General features: G+C 61.8%; 35 protein-coding genes. 5 read left to right on the top strand and 30 right to left on the bottom strand.

Annotated elements, in window-relative coordinates:
- Positions 1-4: 4 nt before the first annotated feature.
- From rpsE to ED21_RS14970, 26 genes are all read right to left on the bottom strand, one after another.
- Positions 5-811: a 30S ribosomal protein S5 gene (gene rpsE, locus ED21_RS00800; protein WP_006831895.1), complete on the bottom strand. Its 807-nt coding sequence runs from the start codon at positions 809-811 to the stop codon at positions 5-7.
- Positions 811-1,155, bottom strand: a complete 345-nt coding sequence (gene rplR, locus ED21_RS00795) for a 50S ribosomal protein L18 (RefSeq protein WP_006831894.1) — start codon at positions 1,153-1,155, stop codon at positions 811-813. Before rplR ends, rpsE begins: the two co-directional genes overlap by 1 nt.
- A 1-nt stretch (position 1,156) precedes the next feature.
- Positions 1,157-1,690 (bottom strand): 50S ribosomal protein L6, encoded by a 534-nt coding sequence (rplF, locus tag ED21_RS00790; RefSeq protein WP_006831893.1) that lies wholly within the window; start codon positions 1,688-1,690, stop codon positions 1,157-1,159.
- The gene (gene rpsH, locus ED21_RS00785) at positions 1,690-2,085 is read right to left on the bottom strand and encodes a 30S ribosomal protein S8 (protein WP_006831892.1); all 396 of its coding nucleotides are present in this window, start codon (positions 2,083-2,085) and stop codon (positions 1,690-1,692) included. The genes rplF and rpsH overlap by 1 nt, the downstream gene beginning before the upstream one ends.
- An 11-nt stretch (positions 2,086-2,096) precedes the next feature.
- Positions 2,097-2,402: a 30S ribosomal protein S14 gene (gene rpsN / locus ED21_RS00780; protein ID WP_006831891.1), complete on the bottom strand. Its 306-nt coding sequence runs from the start codon at positions 2,400-2,402 to the stop codon at positions 2,097-2,099.
- 41 nt (positions 2,403-2,443) lie between these two features.
- On the bottom strand, positions 2,444-3,022 hold the full coding sequence (rplE, locus tag ED21_RS00775; protein ID WP_034920903.1) for a 50S ribosomal protein L5: 579 nt from the start codon (positions 3,020-3,022) through the stop codon (positions 2,444-2,446).
- Positions 3,015-3,335: a 50S ribosomal protein L24 gene (gene rplX / locus ED21_RS00770; protein WP_006831889.1), complete on the bottom strand. Its 321-nt coding sequence runs from the start codon at positions 3,333-3,335 to the stop codon at positions 3,015-3,017. Before rplX ends, rplE begins: the two co-directional genes overlap by 8 nt.
- Positions 3,335-3,703: a 50S ribosomal protein L14 gene (rplN, locus tag ED21_RS00765; protein ID WP_006831888.1), complete on the bottom strand. Its 369-nt coding sequence runs from the start codon at positions 3,701-3,703 to the stop codon at positions 3,335-3,337. The genes rplX and rplN overlap by 1 nt, the downstream gene beginning before the upstream one ends.
- A gap of 68 nt (positions 3,704-3,771) precedes the next feature.
- Positions 3,772-4,062 (bottom strand): 30S ribosomal protein S17, encoded by a 291-nt coding sequence (gene rpsQ / locus ED21_RS00760; protein WP_006831887.1) that lies wholly within the window; start codon positions 4,060-4,062, stop codon positions 3,772-3,774.
- Positions 4,063-4,072: 10 nt separating this feature from the next.
- Positions 4,073-4,282 (bottom strand): 50S ribosomal protein L29, encoded by a 210-nt coding sequence (rpmC, locus tag ED21_RS00755; RefSeq protein ID WP_006831886.1) that lies wholly within the window; start codon positions 4,280-4,282, stop codon positions 4,073-4,075.
- Complete coding sequence (gene rplP / locus ED21_RS00750; RefSeq protein WP_006831885.1) at positions 4,282-4,716, bottom strand: 50S ribosomal protein L16; 435 nt, start codon at positions 4,714-4,716, stop codon at positions 4,282-4,284. Before rplP ends, rpmC begins: the two co-directional genes overlap by 1 nt.
- 21 nt (positions 4,717-4,737) lie before the next feature.
- Complete coding sequence (gene rpsC, locus ED21_RS00745; protein WP_006831884.1) at positions 4,738-5,433, bottom strand: 30S ribosomal protein S3; 696 nt, start codon at positions 5,431-5,433, stop codon at positions 4,738-4,740.
- Position 5,434: 1 nt separating this feature from the next.
- The gene (gene rplV / locus ED21_RS00740; protein ID WP_006831883.1) at positions 5,435-5,812 is read right to left on the bottom strand and encodes a 50S ribosomal protein L22; all 378 of its coding nucleotides are present in this window, start codon (positions 5,810-5,812) and stop codon (positions 5,435-5,437) included.
- Positions 5,812-6,087: a 30S ribosomal protein S19 gene (gene rpsS / locus ED21_RS00735; RefSeq protein ID WP_006831882.1), complete on the bottom strand. Its 276-nt coding sequence runs from the start codon at positions 6,085-6,087 to the stop codon at positions 5,812-5,814. The genes rplV and rpsS overlap by 1 nt, the downstream gene beginning before the upstream one ends.
- Positions 6,088-6,093: 6 nt before the next feature.
- On the bottom strand, positions 6,094-6,930 hold the full coding sequence (rplB, locus tag ED21_RS00730) for a 50S ribosomal protein L2 (protein WP_006831881.1): 837 nt from the start codon (positions 6,928-6,930) through the stop codon (positions 6,094-6,096).
- Positions 6,930-7,250 (bottom strand): 50S ribosomal protein L23, encoded by a 321-nt coding sequence (locus tag ED21_RS00725; protein WP_006831880.1) that lies wholly within the window; start codon positions 7,248-7,250, stop codon positions 6,930-6,932. Before ED21_RS00725 ends, rplB begins: the two co-directional genes overlap by 1 nt.
- Positions 7,243-7,866: a 50S ribosomal protein L4 gene (gene rplD / locus ED21_RS00720; protein WP_006831879.1), complete on the bottom strand. Its 624-nt coding sequence runs from the start codon at positions 7,864-7,866 to the stop codon at positions 7,243-7,245. Before rplD ends, ED21_RS00725 begins: the two co-directional genes overlap by 8 nt.
- A 2-nt stretch (positions 7,867-7,868) precedes the next feature.
- The gene (rplC, locus tag ED21_RS00715) at positions 7,869-8,726 is read right to left on the bottom strand and encodes a 50S ribosomal protein L3 (protein WP_006831878.1); all 858 of its coding nucleotides are present in this window, start codon (positions 8,724-8,726) and stop codon (positions 7,869-7,871) included.
- A gap of 244 nt (positions 8,727-8,970) precedes the next feature.
- Complete coding sequence (gene rpsJ, locus ED21_RS00710) at positions 8,971-9,282, bottom strand: 30S ribosomal protein S10 (protein WP_006831877.1); 312 nt, start codon at positions 9,280-9,282, stop codon at positions 8,971-8,973.
- Between the two features lie 337 nt (positions 9,283-9,619).
- Entirely contained in the window at positions 9,620-10,795 is a 1,176-nt protein-coding gene (tuf, locus tag ED21_RS00705) for an elongation factor Tu (protein WP_006831876.1), read from the bottom strand.
- Positions 10,796-10,886: 91 nt separating this feature from the next.
- Entirely contained in the window at positions 10,887-12,980 is a 2,094-nt protein-coding gene (gene fusA / locus ED21_RS00700; RefSeq protein ID WP_006831875.1) for an elongation factor G, read from the bottom strand.
- Positions 12,981-13,087: 107 nt separating this feature from the next.
- Positions 13,088-13,558, bottom strand: a complete 471-nt coding sequence (gene rpsG / locus ED21_RS00695) for a 30S ribosomal protein S7 (protein ID WP_006831874.1) — start codon at positions 13,556-13,558, stop codon at positions 13,088-13,090.
- Positions 13,559-13,695: 137 nt separating this feature from the next.
- Entirely contained in the window at positions 13,696-14,067 is a 372-nt protein-coding gene (rpsL, locus tag ED21_RS00690) for a 30S ribosomal protein S12 (RefSeq protein ID WP_006831873.1), read from the bottom strand.
- Positions 14,068-14,408: 341 nt separating this feature from the next.
- Positions 14,409-14,828, bottom strand: a complete 420-nt coding sequence (locus ED21_RS00685) for a hypothetical protein (protein WP_006831872.1) — start codon at positions 14,826-14,828, stop codon at positions 14,409-14,411.
- Between the two features lie 97 nt (positions 14,829-14,925).
- Entirely contained in the window at positions 14,926-15,183 is a 258-nt protein-coding gene (locus tag ED21_RS00680; RefSeq protein WP_006831871.1) for a cold-shock protein, read from the bottom strand.
- Positions 15,184-15,557: 374 nt separating this feature from the next.
- A complete protein-coding gene (locus ED21_RS14970) occupies positions 15,558-16,148 on the bottom strand; it encodes a PilZ domain-containing protein (protein ID WP_083800345.1) in 591 nt (196 codons plus the stop codon).
- A gap of 347 nt (positions 16,149-16,495) precedes the next feature.
- Between ED21_RS14970 and ED21_RS00670 the strand changes: the two genes are divergently transcribed.
- On the top strand, positions 16,496-16,879 hold the full coding sequence (locus ED21_RS00670) for a hypothetical protein (protein WP_006831869.1): 384 nt from the start codon (positions 16,496-16,498) through the stop codon (positions 16,877-16,879).
- Positions 16,880-17,045: 166 nt separating this feature from the next.
- On the opposite strand, the gene ED21_RS14965 is transcribed toward ED21_RS00670, so the two are convergent.
- Positions 17,046-17,534: a GNAT family N-acetyltransferase gene (locus ED21_RS14965; RefSeq protein ID WP_083800360.1), complete on the bottom strand. Its 489-nt coding sequence runs from the start codon at positions 17,532-17,534 to the stop codon at positions 17,046-17,048.
- A gap of 257 nt (positions 17,535-17,791) precedes the next feature.
- On the opposite strand from ED21_RS14965, the gene ED21_RS14960 reads away from it, so the two are divergent.
- The 4 genes from ED21_RS14960 to ED21_RS00645 all read left to right on the top strand — a co-directional run bounded on the left by ED21_RS14960 (position 17,792) and on the right by ED21_RS00645 (position 20,589).
- Positions 17,792-18,433: a hypothetical protein gene (locus tag ED21_RS14960; RefSeq protein WP_006831867.1), complete on the top strand. Its 642-nt coding sequence runs from the start codon at positions 17,792-17,794 to the stop codon at positions 18,431-18,433.
- Between the two features lie 168 nt (positions 18,434-18,601).
- A complete protein-coding gene (locus tag ED21_RS00655; protein ID WP_006831866.1) occupies positions 18,602-18,859 on the top strand; it encodes a hypothetical protein in 258 nt (85 codons plus the stop codon).
- 338 nt (positions 18,860-19,197) lie between these two features.
- Positions 19,198-19,827 (top strand): GNAT family N-acetyltransferase, encoded by a 630-nt coding sequence (locus ED21_RS00650; RefSeq protein WP_233995682.1) that lies wholly within the window; start codon positions 19,198-19,200, stop codon positions 19,825-19,827.
- 36 nt (positions 19,828-19,863) lie between these two features.
- Entirely contained in the window at positions 19,864-20,589 is a 726-nt protein-coding gene (locus ED21_RS00645) for an autoinducer binding domain-containing protein (RefSeq protein ID WP_083800344.1), read from the top strand.
- On the opposite strand, the gene ED21_RS00640 is transcribed toward ED21_RS00645, so the two are convergent.
- The 3 genes from ED21_RS00640 to trxA all read right to left on the bottom strand — a co-directional run bounded on the left by ED21_RS00640 (position 20,586) and on the right by trxA (position 22,285).
- The gene (locus tag ED21_RS00640; protein WP_034920889.1) at positions 20,586-21,110 is read right to left on the bottom strand and encodes a GNAT family N-acetyltransferase; all 525 of its coding nucleotides are present in this window, start codon (positions 21,108-21,110) and stop codon (positions 20,586-20,588) included. The genes ED21_RS00645 and ED21_RS00640 overlap by 4 nt on opposite strands.
- Positions 21,110-21,895 carry a LysR substrate-binding domain-containing protein gene (locus ED21_RS00635; protein WP_006831862.1) on the bottom strand — a complete coding sequence of 262 codons (786 nt, stop codon included), beginning with the start codon at positions 21,893-21,895 and terminating at the stop codon, positions 21,110-21,112. Before ED21_RS00635 ends, ED21_RS00640 begins: the two co-directional genes overlap by 1 nt.
- Before the next feature lie 69 nt (positions 21,896-21,964).
- On the bottom strand, positions 21,965-22,285 hold the full coding sequence (gene trxA / locus ED21_RS00630; protein ID WP_006831861.1) for a thioredoxin: 321 nt from the start codon (positions 22,283-22,285) through the stop codon (positions 21,965-21,967).
- Positions 22,286-22,331 lie beyond the last annotated feature (46 nt).

Below are 22,331 nucleotides of genomic sequence, written 5' to 3'. Positions count from 1 at the left end.
GGAATTACTCCACGACTGCCGCGGCGTCGGCTTCAGCCTCGGCCTCGGAAGCACCACCGCGGCCGAGCAAGTCGGCAACCTTCTTGCCACGACGCTGGGCAACCGACTTCGGCGAAGTCTGGTCGGTCAGCGCGTCGAAGGTGGCGCGGATCATGTTGTAGGGGTTCGAGGTGCCGACCGACTTGGTCACCACGTCGGCAACGCCGAGGCTCTCGAACACGGCACGCATCGGACCACCGGCGATGATACCGGTACCCGGAGGCGCCGTCCGCACGGTGACCTTGCCGGCGCCGAAGCGACCGTTACCGTCGTGATGGAGGGTACGACCCTCCTTCAGCGGGACACGGATCATCTTCTTGCGCGCAGCAGCCGAAGCCTTCTGGATGGCTTCCGGCACTTCGCGGGCCTTGCCCTTGCCAAAGCCGACACGGCCCGAGCCGTCACCCACGACCACGAGAGCAGCGAATCCGAAGCGCTTACCGCCCTTCACCGTCTTGCTGACGCGGTTGATGTGGACGAGCTTCTCGATGATGCCGTCGTCTTCTTCCTCGCGGCGGTTGTTACGACGGTTGTCGCGACCACCACGGCCACGGCCACCGCCATCACGGTTGCCACCGCGGCCACCACGGCCACCACGCTCGCGCGGCTGGCCTTCAGCGCCCTGTGCGGGGTCCTGGTTCGCCGCCGCTTCGCTCGGAGTGTCGGCGATCGCCGGCTCTTCCTTGGTCACAGCGTGCTCGGTTTCCGCAGTCGCAACCTTTTCTTCGGTCTGCGCTTCTGCGTTTTCGGTCTTGTTTTCGTCAGCCATCATCAGAACTCCAGCCCGCCTTCACGGGCGGCGTCGGCCAGCGCCTTGACGCGGCCATGGAACAGGAAGCCACCGCGGTCGAACACGACGGTGGTCACGCCGGCCTTCTTGGCGGCAGCGGCGATGTCGGTACCAACCTGCTTGGCAGCATCGACATTCGCGCCCGAGCCCTTCACGCCCAGCGTCGAAGCCGAAGCGACGGTCTTGCCGGCGGCATCGTCGATGACCTGTGCGTAGATGTGCTTGCCGGTGCGGTGCACAGACAGGCGGGGCTTGCCACCGGCACGGCTTTTAAGAGCGGTGCGGACACGGCGACGGCGACGTTCGAAAAGAGAAAGCTTTGCCATCTTACTTCTTCTTCCCTTCCTTGCGGAAGATATACTCGCCGCGATACTTGATACCCTTGCCCTTGTAGGGTTCGGGCTTGCGCCACTTGCGGACATTCGCCGCGAACTGGCCCACGGCCTGCTTGTCGGTGCCGCTGATTTCGACGGTCGTCTGGTCCGGGGTCTTCACCTCGATACCTTCGGGAACGTCGAGATCGACATCGTGCGAGTAGCCGAGCTGAAGCTTAAGCTTCTTGCCCTGCGCCTGTGCACGGTAGCCGACACCGTTGATTTCGAGAACCTTGGTGAAACCTTCGGTCACACCTTCGACCAGGTTCGAAACGAGCGTGCGCTGCATACCCCAGTGGTTGCGAGCGGCGCGCGTGTCGTTGGCCGGTGTGACGGAGATTTCGTCGTTCTCGAGCTTGTATTCGACCAGCTCCGACAGGCCCATGGTCAGGGTGCCCTTGGGACCCTTAACCGAAAGCGTGTCGCCGTCGATATTGGCAGTGACCCCGCTAGGGATCGCTACCGGCTTCTTGCCAATGCGGCTCATCAGAACACCTCCGCCAGCACTTCGCCGCCGACGTTGTCAGCACGGGCTTCCGCGTCGGAAAGCACGCCCTTCGGCGTCGAGACGATGGTGATGCCGAGGCCATTGCGCACGACGGGGAGTTCTTTCGAACCCGCGTAGACGCGGCGGCCAGGCTTGGAGACACGGGCGACGTGCTTGATAGCCGGTTCGCCTTCGAAATACTTCAGTTCAATCCGCAGCTGCGGGTGCTTGCCCGAAGCATCGTCGCTGTAGCCACGGATGTAGCCTTCGCGCTGAAGAACTTCGAGGACGTTCGCACGCAGCTTGGAAGCGGGCGAAAGGACACTGTCCTTCTTCGCCTGCTGGCCGTTGCGGATGCGGGTGAGCATATCACCCAGGGGATCGGTCATAGCCATCTGTCAGTACCTCACCAGCTCGACTTGGTCAGGCCCGGAATCAGGCCCTTGTTGCCGAGGTCGCGCAGTTCGATGCGGTTGAGGCCGAACTTGCGGTAATAGCCGCGCGGGCGGCCGGTGGTGGCGCAGCGGTTGCGCACGCGGGTCGGGTTCGCGTTGCGGGGCAGCTCAGCCATCTTCAGGCGCGCCATCAGGCGTTCGCCGTCATCGAGGCTCTCGTCATCAGCGATAGCCTTCAGCTTTGCGTACTTGTCCGCATACTGCTTCACGAGCTTCTTGCGACGCTCGTTCTTGTTGATCGAACTCAGTTTCGCCATTGGACTTAAGTTCCTTCCTTATCCTGCGATCCGGAAGCGGCTCACGCCGCCTCCTTCTCTTCCGTCTTTTCGGACGGGAACGGGAAACCGAACAGCTTGAGAAGCTCGCGGGCTTCTTCGTCGGTCTTCGCCGTGGTGGTCACGATGATATCCATGCCCCGAACCTTCTCGATCTGGTCGTAGGAGATTTCGGGGAAGATGATCTGCTCTTTGAGGCCCATTGCGTAGTTGCCACGACCGTCGAACGACTTGGCGTTGAGGCCACGGAAGTCGCGGATGCGAGGCATTGCAATGGTCACGAGGCGGTCGAGAAATTCGTACATGCGCTCGCGACGAAGGGTCACCTTCGCACCGATGGGCATGCCTTCACGCAGCTTGAACTGCGCGATCGACTTCTTGGCCTTGGTGATGACCGGCTTCTGACCGGCAATCTTGGCCATTTCTTCCGCAGCGGTCTGGACCTTCTTCTTGTCCTGGCTGGCTTCGCCAACGCCCATGTTGAGCGTAATCTTTTCCAGCTTCGGAACTTCGAGACGGTTCTTGTAACCGAACTTCTCGGTCATCGCCTTGACGATCTCGTCGTCGTAGCGCTGCTTCATACGGGGGGTGTAATCAGCCATCGATGGTCTCCCCACTCTTCACGGCAACGCGCACCTTCTTGCCGTCCTTATCTTCGAAACGGACGCGGGTGGGCTTGCCATCCTTGGGATCGGCCACAGCAACCTTGCTGATCGGCATCGGCGCTTCGAAGCGATCGATACCGCCCTGCGGGTTCTGCTGGGTCGGCTTGCGGTGACGCGCGGCGATGTTCACGCCCTCGACGACAATCTTGCCGTCCTTCGGGCTGACCTTCGACACGGTACCGGTCTTGCCCTTGTCCTTGCCGGACAGGACGACGACGGTGTCACCTTTCTTGATCTTTGCAGAAGCCATTACAGCACCTCCGGAGCAAGCGAGATGATCTTCATGAAGCCGCGGCCGCGAAGTTCGCGAACCACCGGTCCGAAGATACGGGTGCCGATGGGTTCTTCGTTCTTGTTGACGAGAACTGCGGCGTTGCTGTCGAAGCGGATCACGCTGCCATCGGGGCGGCGTACGTCCTTCTTCGTGCGCACGATGACAGCGCGATGGACATCGCCCTTCTTCACCTTCGTGCGCGGCTGGGCTTCCTTGACGGAAACCACGATCACGTCACCGACGGACGCGGTACGGCGCTTCGAGCCGCCCAGTACCTTGATGCACTGGACGCGCTTGGCGCCGCTGTTGTCCGCGACGTCGAGATTGGATTGCATCTGGATCATTGATCCGGTTCCTTCTCTTGGCTTGCCGGGACGGCCCTGTTTCCAGGCGCCCGGCAGTTCCTAATACGTCAGTTGCCTGCGGCTTCGACTTCGAGGTCGGCCTCGACAGCCTGGGTTCCGCCTGCCGTCACCCGGTCCTTGACCATCCAGGTCTTGGTCTTCGAGATCGGCTTGGTCTCTTCGATGCGCACGACGTCGCCGAGCTGGTACTCGTTTTGCTCGTCGTGGGCGTGGTACTTCTTCGAGCGACGGATGATCTTCCCGTAGAGGGGGTGCTTCACCTTACGCTCGACCAGTACGGTCACGGTCTTGTCGGTCTTGTCGGAGGTGACGGTCCCGATCAGAATACGCTTGGGCATGGTCTACTCCTTAAGCCTTGGCTTCGGCCGCGCGGGTACGCTCGGTCTGAAGCGTCTTGATCTTGGCGATCGTGCGACGGACTTCACGGATGCGCGCCGGTGCTTCGAGCTGGTTGGTCGCCGCCTGGAAGCGCAGGTTGAATGCCTCGCGCTTCAGGGTGGTCAGCTCTTCGTCCAGCTGGTCGTCGCTCTTCTGGCGCAGATCTTCGATCTTGCTCATTATTCGCCTCCGAGGTGCGAGGTGTCGCCCAGGCGGGCCACGACCTTGGTCTTGACCGGCAGCTTCATGGCTGCGCGGCTGAACGCTTCGGCGGCCAGCGGGCCGGCAACGCCGTCGAGTTCGAACAGGATGCGGCCCGGCTTCACGCGAGCGGCCCAGTATTCGACCGAACCCTTGCCCTTACCCTGACGGACTTCGGCAGGCTTCTTCGAAACCGGCACGTCCGGGAAGACGCGGATCCAGAGACGGCCCTGGCGCTTGATGTGACGCGTGATCGCGCGGCGAGCCGCTTCGATCTGGCGCGCAGTGATACGCTCGGGCTCGAGAGCCTTCAGCCCGTAAGAGCCGAAGTTGAGCGTCGTGCCGCCCTTGGCTTTGCCATGGATCTTGCCCTTGAACGCCTTGCGGTACTTGGTTTTCTTCGGTTGCAGCATGGTTCTTTCCTATACCTGCAATCAGCGAGCCGGACGGACGCCGGACGTCTGCGATTCCATCATGAGACGGTCCTGCGCGGTCGGGTCGTGGCCGAGGATCTCACCCTTGAAGACCCACACCTTGATGCCGATGATGCCGTAAGCGGTCAGCGCTTCGGCTTCAGCGTAATCGATGTTGGCGCGCAGCGTGTGCAGCGGCACGCGGCCTTCGCGATACTGTTCGACGCGAGCGATTTCCGCACCGCCGAGACGGCCGCCACACATGATCTTGATGCCTTCGGCACCAAGGCGCATGGCCGACTGCATGGCGCGCTTCATCGCACGGCGGAAAGCCACACGGCGGATCAGCTGGTCGGCGATGCCCTGGGCGACGAGCTTGGCATCGACTTCCGGCTTGCGGATTTCGACGATGTTCAGCTTCACTTCGCTTTCGGTCATCTGCGACAGCTTGGCGCGCAGCTTCTCGATGTCCGCGCCCTTCTTGCCGATGATGACACCGGGACGCGCAGCGTAGATCGAGATACGGCAAAGCTTCGCCGGACGCTCGATCACAACCTTCGAGATAGCGGCCTGAGCAGCCTTCTCGAGGATGTACTTGCGGATCTCGATGTCCTCGGCCAGCAGCTTGGCGTAGTCGCGCCCTTCGGCGTACCAGCGGCTGTCCCAGGTGCGGTTGATCTGCAGGCGCAGACCGATCGGATTGCTCTTATGGCCCATCTTACGCCTCTTCCTGCTCGCGGACGACGATCCGAAGGCGGCTGAACGGCTTCAGGATGCGCGTCGACTTGCCGCGACCACGGGTGTGGAAGCGCTTCATCGTGATCGACTTGCCCACCGAAGCCTCAGCGACGACCAGCGAGTCGACATCGAGGTTGTGGTTGTTTTCCGCGTTGGCGATCGCCGAGGCGAGAACCTTCGTGGCATCCTTGGCCATCGACTTCTTCGAGAAGGCCAGGATGTTGAGGGCCTCTTCGGCCTTCTTGCCGCGGATGAGCTCGGCAACGAGGTTCAGCTTCTGCGCGGAACCACGGATGGTGGTGCCTACGGCCAGAGCCTCGTTGTCGGCGACGCGACGGGGTGCTTTCTGCTTGCTCATCAGCGCTTGCCCTTCTTGTCGGCAGCGTGACCCGGGAAGGTGCGCGTGGGCGCGAATTCACCGAGCTTGTGGCCGACCATTTCTTCCGAAACGGATACGGGGATGAACTTGTGGCCGTTGTACACGTTGAACGTGAGACCGACGAACTGGGGCAGGATGGTGCTGCGGCGCGACCAGGTCTTGATCGGCTTGGCGTTGCTTGCTTCCTGCGCCTCTTCTGCCTTCTTAAGAAGGCTGAGTTCGACGAACGGACCTTTCCAGACGGAACGAGCCATGTCGGATTACCTCTTCTTCTTCGCGTGGCGCGAACGGATGATCATCTTGTCCGTCTGCTTGTTCTTGCGAGTACGGGCGCCCTTGGTCGGCTTGCCCCACGGAGTGACCGGGTGGCGGCCGCCCGAGGTCCGGCCTTCACCACCGCCATGCGGGTGGTCGACCGGGTTCTTGGCGACACCGCGGGTCAGCGGCTTGATGCCCATCCAGCGACGACGACCGGCCTTGCCCAGGTTCTGGTTCTGGTTGTCCGGGTTCGACACGGCGCCGACGGTGCCCATGCAGTCGGCACGCAGATAGCGCTGCTCGCCTGAATTGAGCCTGACGATGACCATGCCGCGGTCACGACCGACCAGCTGGACGTAGGCACCGGCCGAACGTGCGATCTGACCGCCCTTGCCGGGCTTCATTTCGACGTTGTGGCAAATGGTGCCGACCGGCATCTGGCCGAGCAGCATGGCGTTGCCGGGCTTGGTGTCGGTCTTTTCAGCCGCGATCACCTTGTCGCCGACAGCGAGACGCTGCGGAGCGAGGATGTAGGCCTGCTCGCCGTCTTCGTACTTCACGAGTGCGATGAAAGCGGTGCGGTTGGGATCGTATTCGATCCGTTCCACGGTGCCTTCAACGTCCCACTTGCGACGCTTGAAGTCGATGAAGCGGTACTTCTGCTTGTGACCGCCACCGATGCCACGCGAGGTGACATGGCCCTTGTTGTTCCGGCCACCGGTCTTGCGCTTGCCTTCCGTCAGCGACTTGACGGGCTTGCCTTTGTACAGTCCCGACTTGTCGACGAGGATGAGGCCGCGGCGTGCGGGGCTCGTCGGTTTGTAGTTCTTGAGTGCCATCAGCTCACACCTTCCGTGATGTCGATCATGGCACCCTCAGCGAGAGTGACGATCGCCTTCTTCACGTCGTTGCGCTTGTAGGGCTTGCCCTTCCAGCGCTTGGTCTTGCCCTTCACGTTGATCGTGTTGACCGCGACGACCTTTGCCTTCTGATCGGCATAGATCGCTTCCACGGCTTCCTTGATCTGCGGCTTGGTCGCATCGCCTGCGACCTTGAACACCACCGCGTTGTTTTCCGACGCAAGCGTCGACTTCTCGGTGATGTGCGGAGCAAGGATCACGTCGTAGTGACGCGCGTCGATTGCCTGCTTCTTAGCCATTGAAACGGCCCTCCAGCTTCTCGACCGCGTCCTTGGTGAGGACAAGCGTGTCGTGCTTCAGGATGTCGTAGACGTTGGCGCCCATGGCCGGCAGCACGTTGACGCCCGGCAGGTTGCCGGCAGCCTTCTTGAAGCCGTCGTTGACGCTTTCGCCGTCGATGATGAGGACCTTGCCGCTCCAGCCATTCTTGTCGAAGTGACCCTTAAGCGCCTTGGTCTTGGCGTCCTTGAGCTCAAGGCTGTCGACGACGACGAGGCCGTCCTTAGCCTTGCTCGAAAGAGCCATCTTCAGGCCGAGCGCGCGGATCTTCTTGTTGAGCGACTGCTCGAAGTCACGCTTGCGCGCGCCGTGAGCCTTGCCGCCGCCAATGAAGATCGGAGCGCCGCGGTCGCCGTGACGGGCGGTACCACCACCCTTTTGACGACCGAACTTCTTGCCAGTGCGGGCAACGTCCGAACGCTCACGCGTGGGACGTGCGGTGCCGCGCCGGTTCTCGAGCTGCCAGGTGACAACGCGGTGCAGGATGTCGGCACGCGGCTCGACCCCGAACACGTCATCGTTCAGCTCGATGTCGCCCGACGCCTTGCCGTCGATTTTCTGGACCTTGACCTTCACGATCAGGACTCCTTGCTCTCACCGCCGGCATCGCCGTCGGTCGTGGTTTCGGCGTCTGCACCCGATTCCTGCTGCTGCATCAGCTTTTCCTGCTGTTCAGCGGAAACTTCCGTGCCGACTTCGTGTTCTGCTGCGCTTTCGATCAGGCCCGCATCGGCTTCTTCCGATTTGAACTCGTCTTCGTTGCGACGCATCACGCCAGGGAACGGCAGATCGTCGGGCATGCGAACCTTCACAGCGTCGCGAACCATCAGCCAGCCATTCTTCGCGCCCGGGACCGAGCCCTTAACGAAGAGGAGGCCGCGATCGGCGTCGGTGCGCACGATCTCGAGGTTCTGCTGCGTACGCTGGCGGTCACCCATGTGACCGGCCATCTTCTTGCCCTTGAATACGCGGCCCGGGTCCTGACGGTTACCCGTCGAACCGTGCGAGCGGTGCGAGATCGAGACACCGTGGGTGGCGCGCAGACCACCGAAGCCCCAACGCTTCATGGCGCCGGCAAAGCCCTTACCCTGGGTGTGACCCGTGATGTCGACCTTCTGGCCTGCGACGAAGTGTTCGGCCGATATGCGGGCGCCGACCGGAAGCAGGGCTTCCTCGCTGTCCACGCGGAATTCACCGACCTTCATCTTCAGCGCGACTTCTGCCTTGGCAAAAGCTTCGCGCTGCGGCTTGTTCACGTTCTTCTGCTTCGCTTCGCCCGAACCGACCTGGACGCCGTAGTAGCCGTCACGGTCTTCGGTGCGATGTGCGGTGACCTGGCAATCTTCCAGCGAAAGAACGGTCACGGGTACGTGCCGTCCGTCCTCCTGGAAGAGGCGGGTCATCCCGACTTTCTTTGCGATAACGCCTGTGCGCATCGTCAAACTCCTCAACAGAGGCACCAAGGAGCTCATCCCCAGGGTGCGTGCCAGCCCGATTGTGCGATGCGTGCCCCCGTCCGGGCTGATTGCTTCCCGAGGGAAGCAGACGGGGGACGCAGTCCCGGATGAAATCCGGCGGTATCCCGATGTCTTGCCTGCTCTTGCGAACCGGCGGGGCTATCGAGCGCCCCTGAAACTTCCCTGCCTTTTCAAGTCCGGCAGGAAGACCAATCGAGCTTGCTTAGGCGAGCTTGATTTCGACGTTCACGCCAGCAGCGAGGTCGAGCTTCATCAGCGCGTCGACGGTCTGGGCGTTGGGCTGCACGATGTCGAGCAGACGCTTGTAGGTGCGCACCTCGAACTGCTCGCGCGACTTCTTGTCGATGTGCGGGCCGCGGTTCACGGTGAACTTCTCGATACGCGTCGGCATGGGAATGGGACCACGAATAAGGGCACCCGTGCGACGCGCGGTGTCTGCGATTTCGCCAGTTGCCTGGTCGAGAACGCGATGATCGAACGCCTTGAGGCGAATGCGGATATTCTGTGCTTCCATTACCTACACCGATGCGAAAGAGCCAAGCGGACCAGCGGGTGGCCCGCAAACAAAAAGAAAGGTCAGCCCCACTGTGAGCCCGGTTTCCCGGTTGCGGGCGACCTTCCGTGAATTCTATCGATAGGGACGAATCCCTGTCTGTGGGCGCGCATATACGGGGGAGACCCCGATCTGACAACCCCCGATTTCCAACAGAACGAACTGCCGTCCATCGCGTGCGGCGAAGCGTGCATTTCTGCCGTTTCCATCGCTCACACAAAAAGCGAAGGGCCCGCCCTCCCCTTGAAGGAAGGCGGGCCCCGCTACTTCGGCAGAAGCTGACTTCGACGAGCGAAGCTTACTTCTTGATCGAGCCAACGACGCCCGAGCCGACCGTACCGCCGCCTTCGCGAATTGCGAAGCGCAGGCCCTGGTCCATGGCGATCGGAGCGATCAGCTTGACGTCGATCGTCACGTTGTCGCCCGGCATCACCATTTCGGTGCCTTCGGGAAGGATCACTTCGCCGGTGACGTCGGTGGTGCGGAAGTAGAACTGCGGACGGTAGTTCGCGAAGAACGGCGTGTGACGGCCACCTTCGTCCTTCGAAAGGACGTAGACTTCTGCGCTGAACTCGGTGTGCGGCGTAACCGAACCCGGCTTCGCGAGAACCTGGCCACGCTCGACTTCTTCACGGCCAACGCCGCGGATCAGGGCACCGATGTTGTCGCCAGCTTCACCGCGGTCAAGCAGCTTGCGGAACATTTCGACGCCGGTGACGGTCGTCTTGGTGGTGTCCTTGATGCCGACGATTTCGACTTCGTCGCCAACGTTCACAACGCCGGTTTCGACGCGGCCGGTGACAACCGTACCGCGACCCGAGATCGAGAACACGTCTTCGATCGGCATCAGGAAGTCCTTGTCGACCGGACGGTCGGGGGTCGGGATGTTCGCGTCAACGGCGTCCATCAGTTCCTTGATCGAGTTTTCGCCGATTTCCGGATCACGACCTTCGAGAGCGGCCAGAGCCGAACCCTTGACGATGGCGATGTTGTCGCCGTCGAAGTCGTACGAGCTGAGGAGTTCACGAACTTCGAGTTCGACGAGCTCGAGGATCTCCTCGTCGTCGACCTGGTCGACCTTGTTCATGTACACGACCAGAGCCGGAACGCCGACCTGGCGGGCAAGCAGGATGTGCTCGCGGGTCTGCGGCATCGGGCCGTCAGCTGCGTTCACGACCAGGATGGCGCCGTCCATCTGGGCTGCACCGGTGATCATGTTCTTCACGTAGTCGGCGTGACCCGGGCAGTCGACGTGTGCGTAGTGACGCGCGTCGGTTTCGTATTCGACGTGCGCGGTCGAGATGGTGATGCCGCGCTCACGCTCTTCGGGAGCCTTGTCGATGTTTGCGAAATCGACGGCCGAGCCGAGAACCTTGGTGATTGCTGCGGTCAGCGTGGTCTTGCCGTGGTCGACGTGGCCGATGGTGCCAACGTTGACGTGCGGCTTGTTACGCTCGAATTTTTCCTTCGCCATTTTCCAATAACCTCTAATCTGAAAGTGAATTTCTGCGGGTTGGAAACGGCGCCCGCGGAATCAGGCGCCGCCCCTAGACTGGAAGCCTCGCTTACGCAAGCTTCTCCTTGACTTCCTGAGCCACGTTCGCCGGAACTTCGTCGTAGTGGCTGAACTGCATCGAGTACTGAGCGCGGCCCTGGGTGAACGAGCGCAGCTCGTTCACGTAACCGAACATGTTCGCGAGCGGCACGTTGGCTTCGACAGCCTGTGCGTTACCGCGGCTATCGGTGCCCTGGATCTGGCCACGACGCGAGTTGAGGTCGCCGATGACGTCGCCGAGGTAATCCTCAGGCGTCACGACCTCGACCTTCATGATCGGCTCGAGCAGCTTGATGCCCGAACGCTCGGCAACTTCGCGCATTGCACCGCGACCGGCGATTTCGAACGCGATCGCGCTCGAGTCGACGTCATGGTACGCACCGTCGTAAAGCTCGACCGTGAAGTCGATGATCGGGAAGCCGACGAGATGGCCGCTTTCGGCCTGCTCACGGAAGCCCTTTTCAATCGCGGGGATGTATTCCTTCGGAATGTTACCGCCCTTGATGCTGTCTTCGAACACGAAGCCCTGGCCGCGCTCACCCGGGCTGACCTTGACCTTGACGCGGCCGAACTGACCCGAACCACCCGACTGCTTCTTGTGGGTGTAATCGACGTCCACCGGCTTGCCGAGGTATTCGCGATACGCGACCTGCGGTGCGCCGACGTTTGCTTCGACCTTGAACTCGCGCTTCATGCGATCGACGAGGATGTCGAGGTGAAGCTCGCCCATGCCCTTGATGATCGTCTGACCCGACTCGTGGTCGGTGGTGACGCGGAAGCTCGGATCCTCGGCGGCCAGGCGGTTGAGGGCCACGCCCATCTTTTCCTGGTCGGCTTTGGTCTTCGGTTCGACCGACAGCTCGATCACCGGCTCGGGGAATTCCATGCGCTCGAGAATGATCGGTGCGCTCGACGCACACAGGGTGTCGCCGGTGGTGGTTTCCTTGAGGCCTGCGATAGCGACGATGTCGCCAGCGAACGCCTCATCGATGTCCTCGCGGTTATTCGAGTGCATCAGCAGCATGCGACCGATCTTTTCCTTCTTGTCCTTCACCGAGTTCAGGACCGAACCCTTGGTGAGGTGACCCGAGTAGATGCGGGTGAAGGTGAGCGAGCCGACGAACGGGTCATTCATGATCTTGAAGGCCAGTGCAGCGAAGGGAGCTTCGTCCGACGACGGACGGGTGTCTTCCTTGTCGCTGTCGGGCAGGACGCCCTTGATGGCCGGAACGTCGAGCGGCGACGGCATGTAGTCGACGACCGCGTCGAGCAGGGGCTGGACGCCCTTGTTCTTGAACGCCGAACCGCACAGCACGGGAACGAAGTCGCGCGCCATGGTGCCCTTGCGGATCAGACGCTTGAGCGTCGCCGCGTCGGGCTCGTTACCTTCGAGGTAGGCTTCCATGACATCGTCGTCCTGTTCGACGGCGGTCTCGATCAGCTTCTCACGGTATTCGGCAGCCTTGTCGGCGAGGTCGGCTGGGATGTCGACGTAGTTGAACGTCGCGCCCAGGCCGTCATTTTCCCAGACGATGCCGCGATTGTTGACGAGATCGACCACGCCTTCAAGGTCGCTTTCTGCGCCGATCGGGAGATAGAGGACCAGCGGGTTTGCGCCGAGACGGTCGATGATCGACTGGACGCAGTAATAGAAGTCTGCGCCGGTACGGTCGAGCTTGTTGACGAAGCACATCCGAGGGACACCGTACTTGTCGGCCTGGCGCCAAACGGTTTCGGACTGCGGCTCAACGCCGGCGACGCCGTCGAAAACGGCAACCGCACCGTCGAGGACGCGCAAGCTGCGTTCGACTTCGATGGTGAAGTCGACGTGGCCGGGGGTGTCGATGATGTTGATGCGGTGCTTGGGACCTTCACCGTCTTCGGCCGACCAGAAGGTGGTCGTCGCAGCGGAGGTAATGGTGATGCCGCGTTCCTGCTCCTGCTCCATCCAGTCCATGGTGGCGGCGCCGTCGTGGACTTCGCCGATCTTGTAGGACTTGCCGGTGTAGTAGAGGATACGTTCGGTCGTGGTGGTCTTGCCGGCATCGATGTGGGCCATGATGCCGATGTTGCGGTACCGCTCGAGCGGATATTCGCGTGCCATGTGGAATTCCTCGTGAGGTGGAGTGACGATCCGCCACCCCTTTGTTTGTCAATGTGACCGCGTGGTGACCGTTCCGCCGCAAGGCGAAACCGGCCACCACCCGAGCCTTACCAGCGGTAATGCGAGAAGGCGCGGTTCGCGTCCGCCATGCGGTGCGTATCTTCGCGCTTCTTGACGGCGTTGCCGCGGTTGTTCGACGCATCCATCAACTCGCCCGAGAGACGGGCAGCCATGGTCGTTTCAGGACGGCCGCGCGCCGCGCCGATCAGCCAGCGGATGGCGAGTGCCTGGGCACGCTCGGGACGCACTTCAACCGGCACCTGGTAAGTCGCACCACCGACACGGCGGCTGCGAACTTCGACCTGCGGCTTGATGTTCTCGAGCGCGCTGTGGAACACCTCGACCGGGTTCGCCTTGGCCTTGGCTTCGACCGTGTCGAGCGCGGTGTAGACGATACCTTCGGCAACGGCCTTGCGGCCATCATACATCAGGTTGTTCATGAATTTCGAGAGGACCTGATCGTTGAATTTCGGATCAGGCAGGATTTCCCGCTTCTCGGGACGACGACGACGTGACATGTTTGCTAACTCCTTCGGAGAGCGGCAGCACATCCGTGCTGCCTTGCGGCACCAGCCCGCTCCCCCACCCGGCCACCCAAATTCTACCCTCGTAGGGGTAACCGGGTGGGGGTGCGGGCCGCTACCGCGCTAAGACCTTACTTCGGACGCTTGGCGCCGTACTTCGAGCGCGACTGCTTGCGGTCCTTCACGCCCTGCGTATCGAGCACGCCGCGAAGGACGTGGTAGCGAACGCCGGGAAGGTCGCGAACACGGCCGCCGCGGATGAGCACGACGCTGTGCTCCTGCAGGTTGTGGCCTTCGCCCGGGATGTAGGAGATGACTTCGCGCTGGTTGGTCAGGCGGACCTTGGCAACCTTGCGCAGAGCCGAGTTCGGCTTCTTCGGGGTCGTCGTGTAGACGCGGGTGCAAACGCCGCGCTTCTGCGGGTTCTGCTCCATCGCAGGGACCTTGCTCTTGGCCTTCTGCGGAACGCGGCCCTTGCGGACCAGCTGGTTAATAGTCGGCATGTGAGTTCTTTCTCTTCACCGTGTGATGGCGGCGACTAGCGGGATGATCGGTGGTGTATCGGGTTCGTGTTCTCAGGGCGCACGCGGCGCTGGCAAGCACCGGGGCGGTCTGTTCGCACGAGCCTGAAACGCTCCACCCATCGGCCCACACGGCCACCGGGTTACTTTGACGGCTGCCCCGAACAGGTTATCCTGCTGCAATAGAAAAGAGCCTCGTCGCGATAGCGACAGGCCCCCGGGACATGACCGGCAATGTTCAGCTCTATCTGGCCGGCGTCGGATACGCGCGAGGCGATTCCCTCACCGGATGGCCGCGCACATAGTGTGCGAGGGGGGATGGGTCAAGTCGCGGGCGTGTCTGCCCCGCCCGACATCTGGCGCAAATGCTCTGTCACGGCATCGTTCAAATCGCCGAAGGTCTTGCCCCCGACGTTATATTCGCGGTCCGCCCCGGCCTGCCGCTCGGCATGCGGCTCGTCGGCAGAGGGTATCACTGCCCCGCCCTCGTCTTCCCACGATGCCTCCGGTGTGGCCGCGGAAGGCTTGCCTGCATCACCGGCATAGGTGCCATAGATGATGGTCGGCGGGCCATCAACGGCGGCTGGCTTCTCCCCGTTTTCGCGCATCACGCGCAGGCGGCGCACTTGTTCGGCATATTCCGCCACCTTGGCAAAGTGACCCTCCTTGTCGGCATCGTCACCGCGGGCGCTGGCCTGCATGACGGCAACCTGGTGGGCGTGAAGCAGTTCATTGAGGTCCATGGGGAAATCCAGTCGCAAATCGGGTGGAAGGAAACGCGTGCAGGCAAAATCCCGGGCGCATCCGGCTAAGGACGCACCCGGAAGGGTTCAGGCGTTATCAGCCCTGCTGTTGCTTGGCCTGGCTGCCCTGCTTTTCGGAATGGCCCTGTTCCTGCTGCTGCAGGTTCACGGCGCGCTGCTTGCCGCCGTCGGCCTGCTTCGTTTCATAGCTGAAACGCTGGCCTGACTCGGGTTCGGAAGCTTCCTGCTGCAAATCGGCCTTGCCGAAGTCGAGCACGTTGCCACCCTTTTCAGGGGCGATCGAACCGTTGCCGGTGCTGCTGTCATAGCGCTTGATCGTGCCAAAATGTGTCATGGGAATACATCCTTCGATTTCGCGCAGGCGCTCAATAGCGACCGCTTGTGCACGCGGGCTAGAAGGCGAAATGGAAAGAAAGGAGGGCAACTGGCCCTCGGGACCGTCGATCGCGACTGGTAGCTAAGTGTTATATGAGGGTAGGACGGTGGGTTACAAGGGGGGGGTGCGTGGGTGATGGGTCAAACGAGAGAGACCCGATCAAACGTTTGCTTTCGGCGCTATCCCATTCGGCCCGTAAATGTCATGAGTGGGGTGGAAGACGGACATCATCGGTCGATGCGGATAGTCGCGCGCTGGCCGTTGGACCGTGTGCACTAACATTAATCAAGTGGGCTGGCCGGGATGAGGAAAGGGCAAGCCTGCTTCGCGCCTTACAGAATCGGCAGGCTGCGTCCCACCTTACGCAGCTTTTGCGACGCAACATCCAGCACTTGCAGCTTGTCCAGATAACTCGCGATGATGGCAGGATCTTCGCTCATCTGATCCGCAAGTGCATCGAGCATGTCGGCTATCCCTTCGAGTTCGTCACGAGACGTCTGGCTGGAAGGCAAAGCTCTTGCCTCGGCACGCGCATTAACTCGCGTGCTTTCTTTGGGCGGCCCCCCCTCGAAAAGCGGTTTTATCGTCTGAAAGGCGGTGTCGACCATCAGTTGCGACTGCGCTTTATTGGGCAGCCAATCAATTGGGTTGATTAGGCGTTCAAACTGAACTCCCGCCAACTTTCCGTCTAAGCGAACTATTTTGCCCGTGGCGCTCAAATCGCCTCTGCGTAGTTTCACCCGCATTCCAACCGCAGGCAAATCATCTGATTCCAGTAATGCTCCGGCTACCGAGAGATCGCGCACACGCACGCTGCCGGTTGTGGCCGCTGACGAAAGGCTCGCGGTTATAAACATCCGCGTGCGTCCGTGTGAACGCCTTGATGCTCGGGGCAATTCGGGAGAAATATCGAGTTTGTCCATGGTGCGGTAGCGAGCGTTGTCGCAGATTGTGGCTATAATAATTCTTCGCTGGCTCTACGAAAAAATGCTTAGTCTCGCTACGAGACAGAATGGCTAATCATTCACACACGGGTCGTTGGCGAAATGGCCGCTTTCTTCTAAGCCGCGAGTTTAGCTGCCAGTCCGCTATTGGTGCCATGAACAATCCGACTGAATGTCTGATCGGGGTGGGAAGCGGACGGTCAGGTTTGCAAGATCAAGGGCAGCGAAATTCTGATTGTTGAGTGGGGGACGCGGTCGTTGACTTGTTCGGCAGTATTGCTGCACCTTCGCTGCCCAAAGGAGTTGCTATGCACTGGCGGCGACTAATGGGTTTTGACGTACAGACAATTGCCGAAAAGCGGGCCGCCCTAAACGGCGTTTCCCTGTTCTTTGGCGCCCTCATAGGGGCCAATCTTGGCATGACGACGAACTTGCCGCTTCGCGACTACGCGCTAATAATTGCGGTCGTCTGCACCATTGTTTTGTATCTATATCTCGCACCCGTGGCCCGGCGTCGGTTCTCGGCCGTAGCCACCTTACTGGCGCTGGTGGGCAGTCTGTATCTGCTTCTTATTCACGGGATAGGAGAGACCGTGTTCGAGGGCATCCGCCCTCCTCCACACATTTTCATTACAATCTGTTTCTGGGTCGCATCTATCCTGATTGTCGAGTTGCGGCCCGTCGAAAAAGAAACGGAGGCTTCGCCTTAACGGCGGCTATTGGGTCGTTAGCAGAATTTCCGCTTTTGTCTGAATTGCGAGCTTAGCGGCCGGTCTGCTTCTGGTGTGATGGACCATGCGGCTGATTGTCCGATATTGGGGTGGAAATCGGCCATAGCTTTCTGACTGAGTCTCTTTTCAGTATCACCTCCGGCAATCAGCGATGCGCCAAGGGCAGCCGCATCAGAATCTCGCCGAAATAACTGTCGCCGATCTTGATGGCGCCAAGTTCCCGGCCATACTCCTCGAAGCCAGCGGCGGCATATAGGCTCGCAGCAGTTTCGTTTCCCTCGACAACCGTCAACAAAACTTCTTCATACATGGGTCGCGCATGTCCGATCACTGCGTCGAGCAGGAGCTTGCCAAGGCCGACTCCACGCGCATCGGGCCTCACAAACATTCCCCATAAAATTGCCTTGTGCCGAAGCTTCACTTTCTCCCGAGAAGCCAAGCCGGCGCAACCGACCAGTTGCCCATTTAGCCAGGCACCGAATACTACCCCGTGGGAAAGGCGGTCGGCCACAGCGCTTTCGGAAAGGCTGGCTTCTTCGTCTAGAGACGCGCCAAAATATTCGGGATGTGACCGAAGATCTGAATGACGAAGTTCCCTGTATAGGAGAGCATGTTCGGGACCGAGACGGCTCACCTTTATCCCATCGTCCACTACGTGATATCCTCTCTAGCCATCTGACAGGCCGAGCATCGCATAGAAAATTAAACGTCGGCAATCGGGTCGTTAGCTGTCCGTCCCCTTTGTAGCGTCCGGTATTGGTCTCTCGACCACAGGTCCTAGCGCTTCCGCGCCCCTTATCGCCCACGTCCGCTTCGCTCCAATTCGCTGGCATAAGCGCCCGCTAGAAACCGTTTCCCTACTTCGCGGGAATGTGCATTTTGGGGTGGGCCATGAGTGCAGACCACCCCACCCCCACCCGCGCAACTCCCCGCCAGGCCACCTCTGCCACCGCGCATGTCGCGCCTTTGCTCGAGGAGGGCGATCCGCTCCTCGCCTTTGCGCCCTATCTCCACGCGGCGCCGCGCCGCAATTCGATTACGCCAGACCTCCAGCGCCGCTTCGTCAGCACGCTCGCGGCTACCGGCATCGTCGTGCAGGCCGCGCGGTCCATCGGCAAAAGCATGGAGGCGCTCTACAAGCTGCGGGCGCGGCCCGGGGCGGAAGGGTTTGCGGCCGCCTGGGACGCGGCGGTCGACGGCGGGGTGCAGCGGCTGGAGGATTGCGCGCTCGAACGCGCGCTGAAGGGCACGCCGACGCCGATCGTCTCGGCCGGCAAACTGCTGGGCGTGTGGGACAAGCCCGACAACAACCTCCTCAAATTTCCTCCTCTAGCATCGCCTCGCCGCCCGATACGGCGTCCAGCGCGTCGAAACGGGCCATCCGCTCTACGAGAGCATCCGCGCCGAAGTGCTGGCCGAGGAGCGCGCGAAGCCCCCTGCCCCCGCCGACCCCGTGCTCGACCGGGAGGCCCGGCGGCGCGCGCGGGCGCTCGAACTCTATGGCTACGACCCCGAGGATTACGGCGAGGATGAAGCCCTTCCGGGTCCGGACACCGAGGGCTAGCCGCAACGGTTCGTCGCATTTTTGGCGAAAAAAAGGCGAAATCGAAAAAATTGTGGCACAAATGGGGCTGCGAGGTGTAGATCCTCCGAAAGCGCGGGTTTGCCGCGTTCAAGATCCACCAAGAAGGGGAAAATACCATGAAGTTCAACACTGCAGCACTCGTCGCCGTTTCGGCCGCCGCTCTTTCGCTCGCCGCTTGCGCGGAAAGCGAGCAGGAAGCCCAGGAAGACCTGGTCGAGCAGCAGGCTGAATCGCAGGAAGACCTGCTTGAAGAGCAGGCCGACCTCGCCGAAGCACAGGGCGATGAAGCGACCGAAGAAGCTCTCGACGCGCAGGCCGACGCCCTGGGCGAAGGTGGCGACGCGGCCGAAGATCAGGTCGACGAAGGCATGTAAGCCACACGGTCCGGCCCTCGCGGCCTGACCATGACAGAGGCGGTGTCCGTTTAGCGACGGGCGCCGCCTTTTGCTGTGTGGGCCTCGGTCAGGGCCGGACGCAGCGCCGGAAAGAAGTGTGGTCCTAGCCGCGCCGCCTGCGAAAAAATTTCGCGCGCATAACTTATGTCATCGCGATGACCCAATGTCTCCCTATGCTGGCCCTTGCGACCCGAAGGGCCGGACTGTCCAACATCCGGTTCTCAACTCACAAACCCCGCCTTCACTGGCGGGGTTTTTTTTGGTCCGCAACGCTGTCCGCGCGGCGAAGGCTGCGCTATGCTATGCAGCCTCACGAAATGAGGAGGTTTGCGATCCGTCCTGCCCCTTCCCCCGCCGATGCGCCCGGCGTTATCGAAACCCGCTTGGAAAACGGCACGCCTGTCTGCCTGCGCCGCGTGGACCGCGGGGACGAGCAGCGCATTCGCGAAGGCATCGCGCGGATGAGCCCACACTCGCGCTACATGCGCTTCTTCTCCGGCGCGACGACCCCGCCCGACTGGGTGATCGACCGACTGCTCGACGCCGATGGGGACAAGCATCTCGCCTGGGGCGCGATCGACATGTCTCGGAACGAACACCCCGCGATCGGTGCGGTTCACGCCTTCCGCGAGGAGGAGGACCGCGAGCTGGCCGAATTCTCGGTCGCGATCTTGGACGACTGGCACGGGCTCGGCCTCGGCAAGATCCTCACCGCGACCCTGCTGCTGGAAGCGCAGTCCGAGGGGATCGCGCGGTTCGCCATGAACACGCTGGCCGAAAACCGCAGCGCCATCGCCTTCGCGCGGCTGCTCGGCGGCCAGCGCACCGGCTCCGACGGAACGGTGGTGACATACGAGCTTACGGTGGACGAAGCGCTGGAGCGCCTGCGCGAGGCCGACGATCCGCCCGGCATCGCGCACGTATTCGAAGCGTTCGGGGCTGTGTGACATCGGGCCCGCTGCTCTGGCTTGTTGCGGGCCCGCATGGTATCATTTGGTTTGATGGATACCCTCTTTGTAGAGATAGCCTGCAGCCCTTGCGTCACCACCCTCTGGCAAAATGTCCGCCGGTCGGTGGACCGTTTCGGGGCGGACAAGTTCAGTTACCACTTCACCCCGGTCTTCGGCTCGCAGGTCTCGCGGGAGACGCAGGTGGTGGCGCGCGGCTTCTCGATGGACTGGCTCGACCTCTACGATAGCGCCGACTTCCGCCAGTGCGACCCGATCCCCGACGAGGTCATGCGCGCAGGGCACACGATCTCGTGGGAAGAGGCCCTGGACCGGGCCGAACACACGCCGGAGGTCGAACGGTTTATCGCCGCGCTGCGCGAATACGGTATCGCCAATGGCTTCGGCGTTCCCCTTTACGGCCCCGACAATCGCGACGCTTACGCCGCCTTCGGCTTCCCGGCCGAGGTCACTCCGACCGAAGAGCAGATCGTCGCCCTCACCATGGTCGCCCGTACGGCGCATGACCGCGTCTGCCAGCTTGTCACGATCGAAGAGGGCGAAATCAGCCTCTCGCAACGCGAACTGGAGGTCCTGCGCCTAATCGCACACGGCAAGTCGAAGCCGGTCATCGCGCAGTTGCTGGAGATTTCGGCCGATACGGTCGGGACCTATGTGAAGCGCCTCTACGCCAAGCTCGGCGTGAGCGACCGGGTGGGCGCAACGGTCAAGGCGCTCAAGCTGAAACTGATTACGGTCTAGGGCAGCGGGTCGGTGGCGAGCAGGCCATAGACCGCCACATCGCACAGCCCCTTTTGCGATATCTCGTGCTGCCGGAACAACGCCTCGCGCGTGAAACCGAGCCGTTCGAGTAAGCGGACCGATGGCACGTTTTCGATGTCCACCTCGGCGGTAAGCTTGCGTAGCCCCTCGCCTTCGATCAAGTGACGGACCAGCGCCGCGGTGCATTTATGCGCCACGCCTTCACGTTGACGGTCCATGCAAACGACATAACCGATCTCGGCCACGCCCTTGTCGAGACCCGGCACGGCGACGAAGCGTCCCGCGACCCGGCCCTCGGCATCCTCGGCAATCCAGGTACGCCCGTTCCAGTCGGGATCGAATAGCCAGCCGGCCAGTTCCTCCTCGCTCTCGAAAGCAGGGCGCGAAAGGTAGAGGCTCTGCCCCTCGTCCGCGAGGGTGGGAAACAGCGCGGCCGTATCATCGCGCCGCAAGGGTCGCAGAGTAAAGCGTTCTGTCTTGAGAGTAGGAACGGGGGTCATTACCCCGCCAAGAACGCAACCAGCGCTTTCACTTTCTTCGTCCGCCATTGCGGCGTCGGGGCGACCAGCCAGTAAGCGCGCGTCCCCGTCTCGGGGCCATCGAGCACTTCCAGACGGCCTGCCTCGACCGCTTCCTTGGCGAGCAATTCGGGCAGGATCGCCTTGCCCAGTCCCGCCATGGCGCCCGAGAGTGCCTGACCGGCGTTGCTCACGGTGACATGCGCCTGAACCCCGTCCTGCAGAGGCAGGCCCCAGTCGATCCACCGGTCGGGAGCGCCGGGTGCAGCCACGGTCACCCGGCGCGCAGCGGCAAGTTCGACGCCTTGCAGATCGCCCGGCCCATCGACCAGCCGGATCGCGCAATCGAGGTTCGCCTCGGTAAAATCGGCGTTCTCATCGGCGACGAAGGTGAACTTGACGTCCGGCGTTTCCTTGGTGAACTCTGCCAACCGCGGCGCCAGCCATTGCGCGTAGAATTCGCGCGGGCAGGCGATGGTATAGCTGTCCGAAGCCTGCCCCGCCTGCATTGCGGAAACACTTTCCTCGAACTTCAGGAACCCTTCGCGTAAAGCGTGGAGACCGGCCGAGCCTTCCTGCGTCAGCTCCAGCCCCTTGCTGGTGCGGCGGAACAGGACGGTGCCGAGATGGTCTTCCAGCGCACGGATCTGCTGGCCAACGGCGGCCGGTGTCACCGCCAGCTCGTCCGCAGCGCGGGTAAAGCTCAGGTGACGGGCCGCCGCGTCATAGACGCGTAAGGCATTGAGAGGCAGGTGCGTGCGCTTCATGGTCTCACGCGTTTAGCAATGTTGCGCCGCAAAACAAGAATGCGGCGCGAAAGGGTCCGGAAGGGCGTTTTAGAGTTCGCCTTCGAGCCACTGCTTGAGCTGGCCCTTTGGCGCGGCACCGCGCATGTGGGCCGCCGGCTCGCCGTTCTTGAACAGGACGAGATAGGGGATCGACTGCACGCCCATCGCGCCGGGCACGCCGGTGTTTTCCATGATGTCCATCTTGGCGATGGTGACCTTGTCGCCCAGCTCGTCCGACAGCTCTTCCAGTGCCGGGGCGATCATCTTGCACGGCCCGCACCAATCGGCCCAGAAATCGACGAGCACGGGCTTGTCGCTGTCGAGAACGTCTTTCTGGAAACCGTCGTCGGTGACGTTGATGGTGGCCATGGGAATACTCCTGATATCTGATGTCTTGCCCGCCCATATGGGCGCG

This window comes from Erythrobacter sp. SD-21, from assembly GCF_000181515.1.
Taxonomy (GTDB): Bacteria; Pseudomonadota; Alphaproteobacteria; order Sphingomonadales; family Sphingomonadaceae; genus Qipengyuania.
Note: the sequence above shows the minus strand (reverse complement) of the source record. Positions and strands in the feature narration are given on the sequence as shown.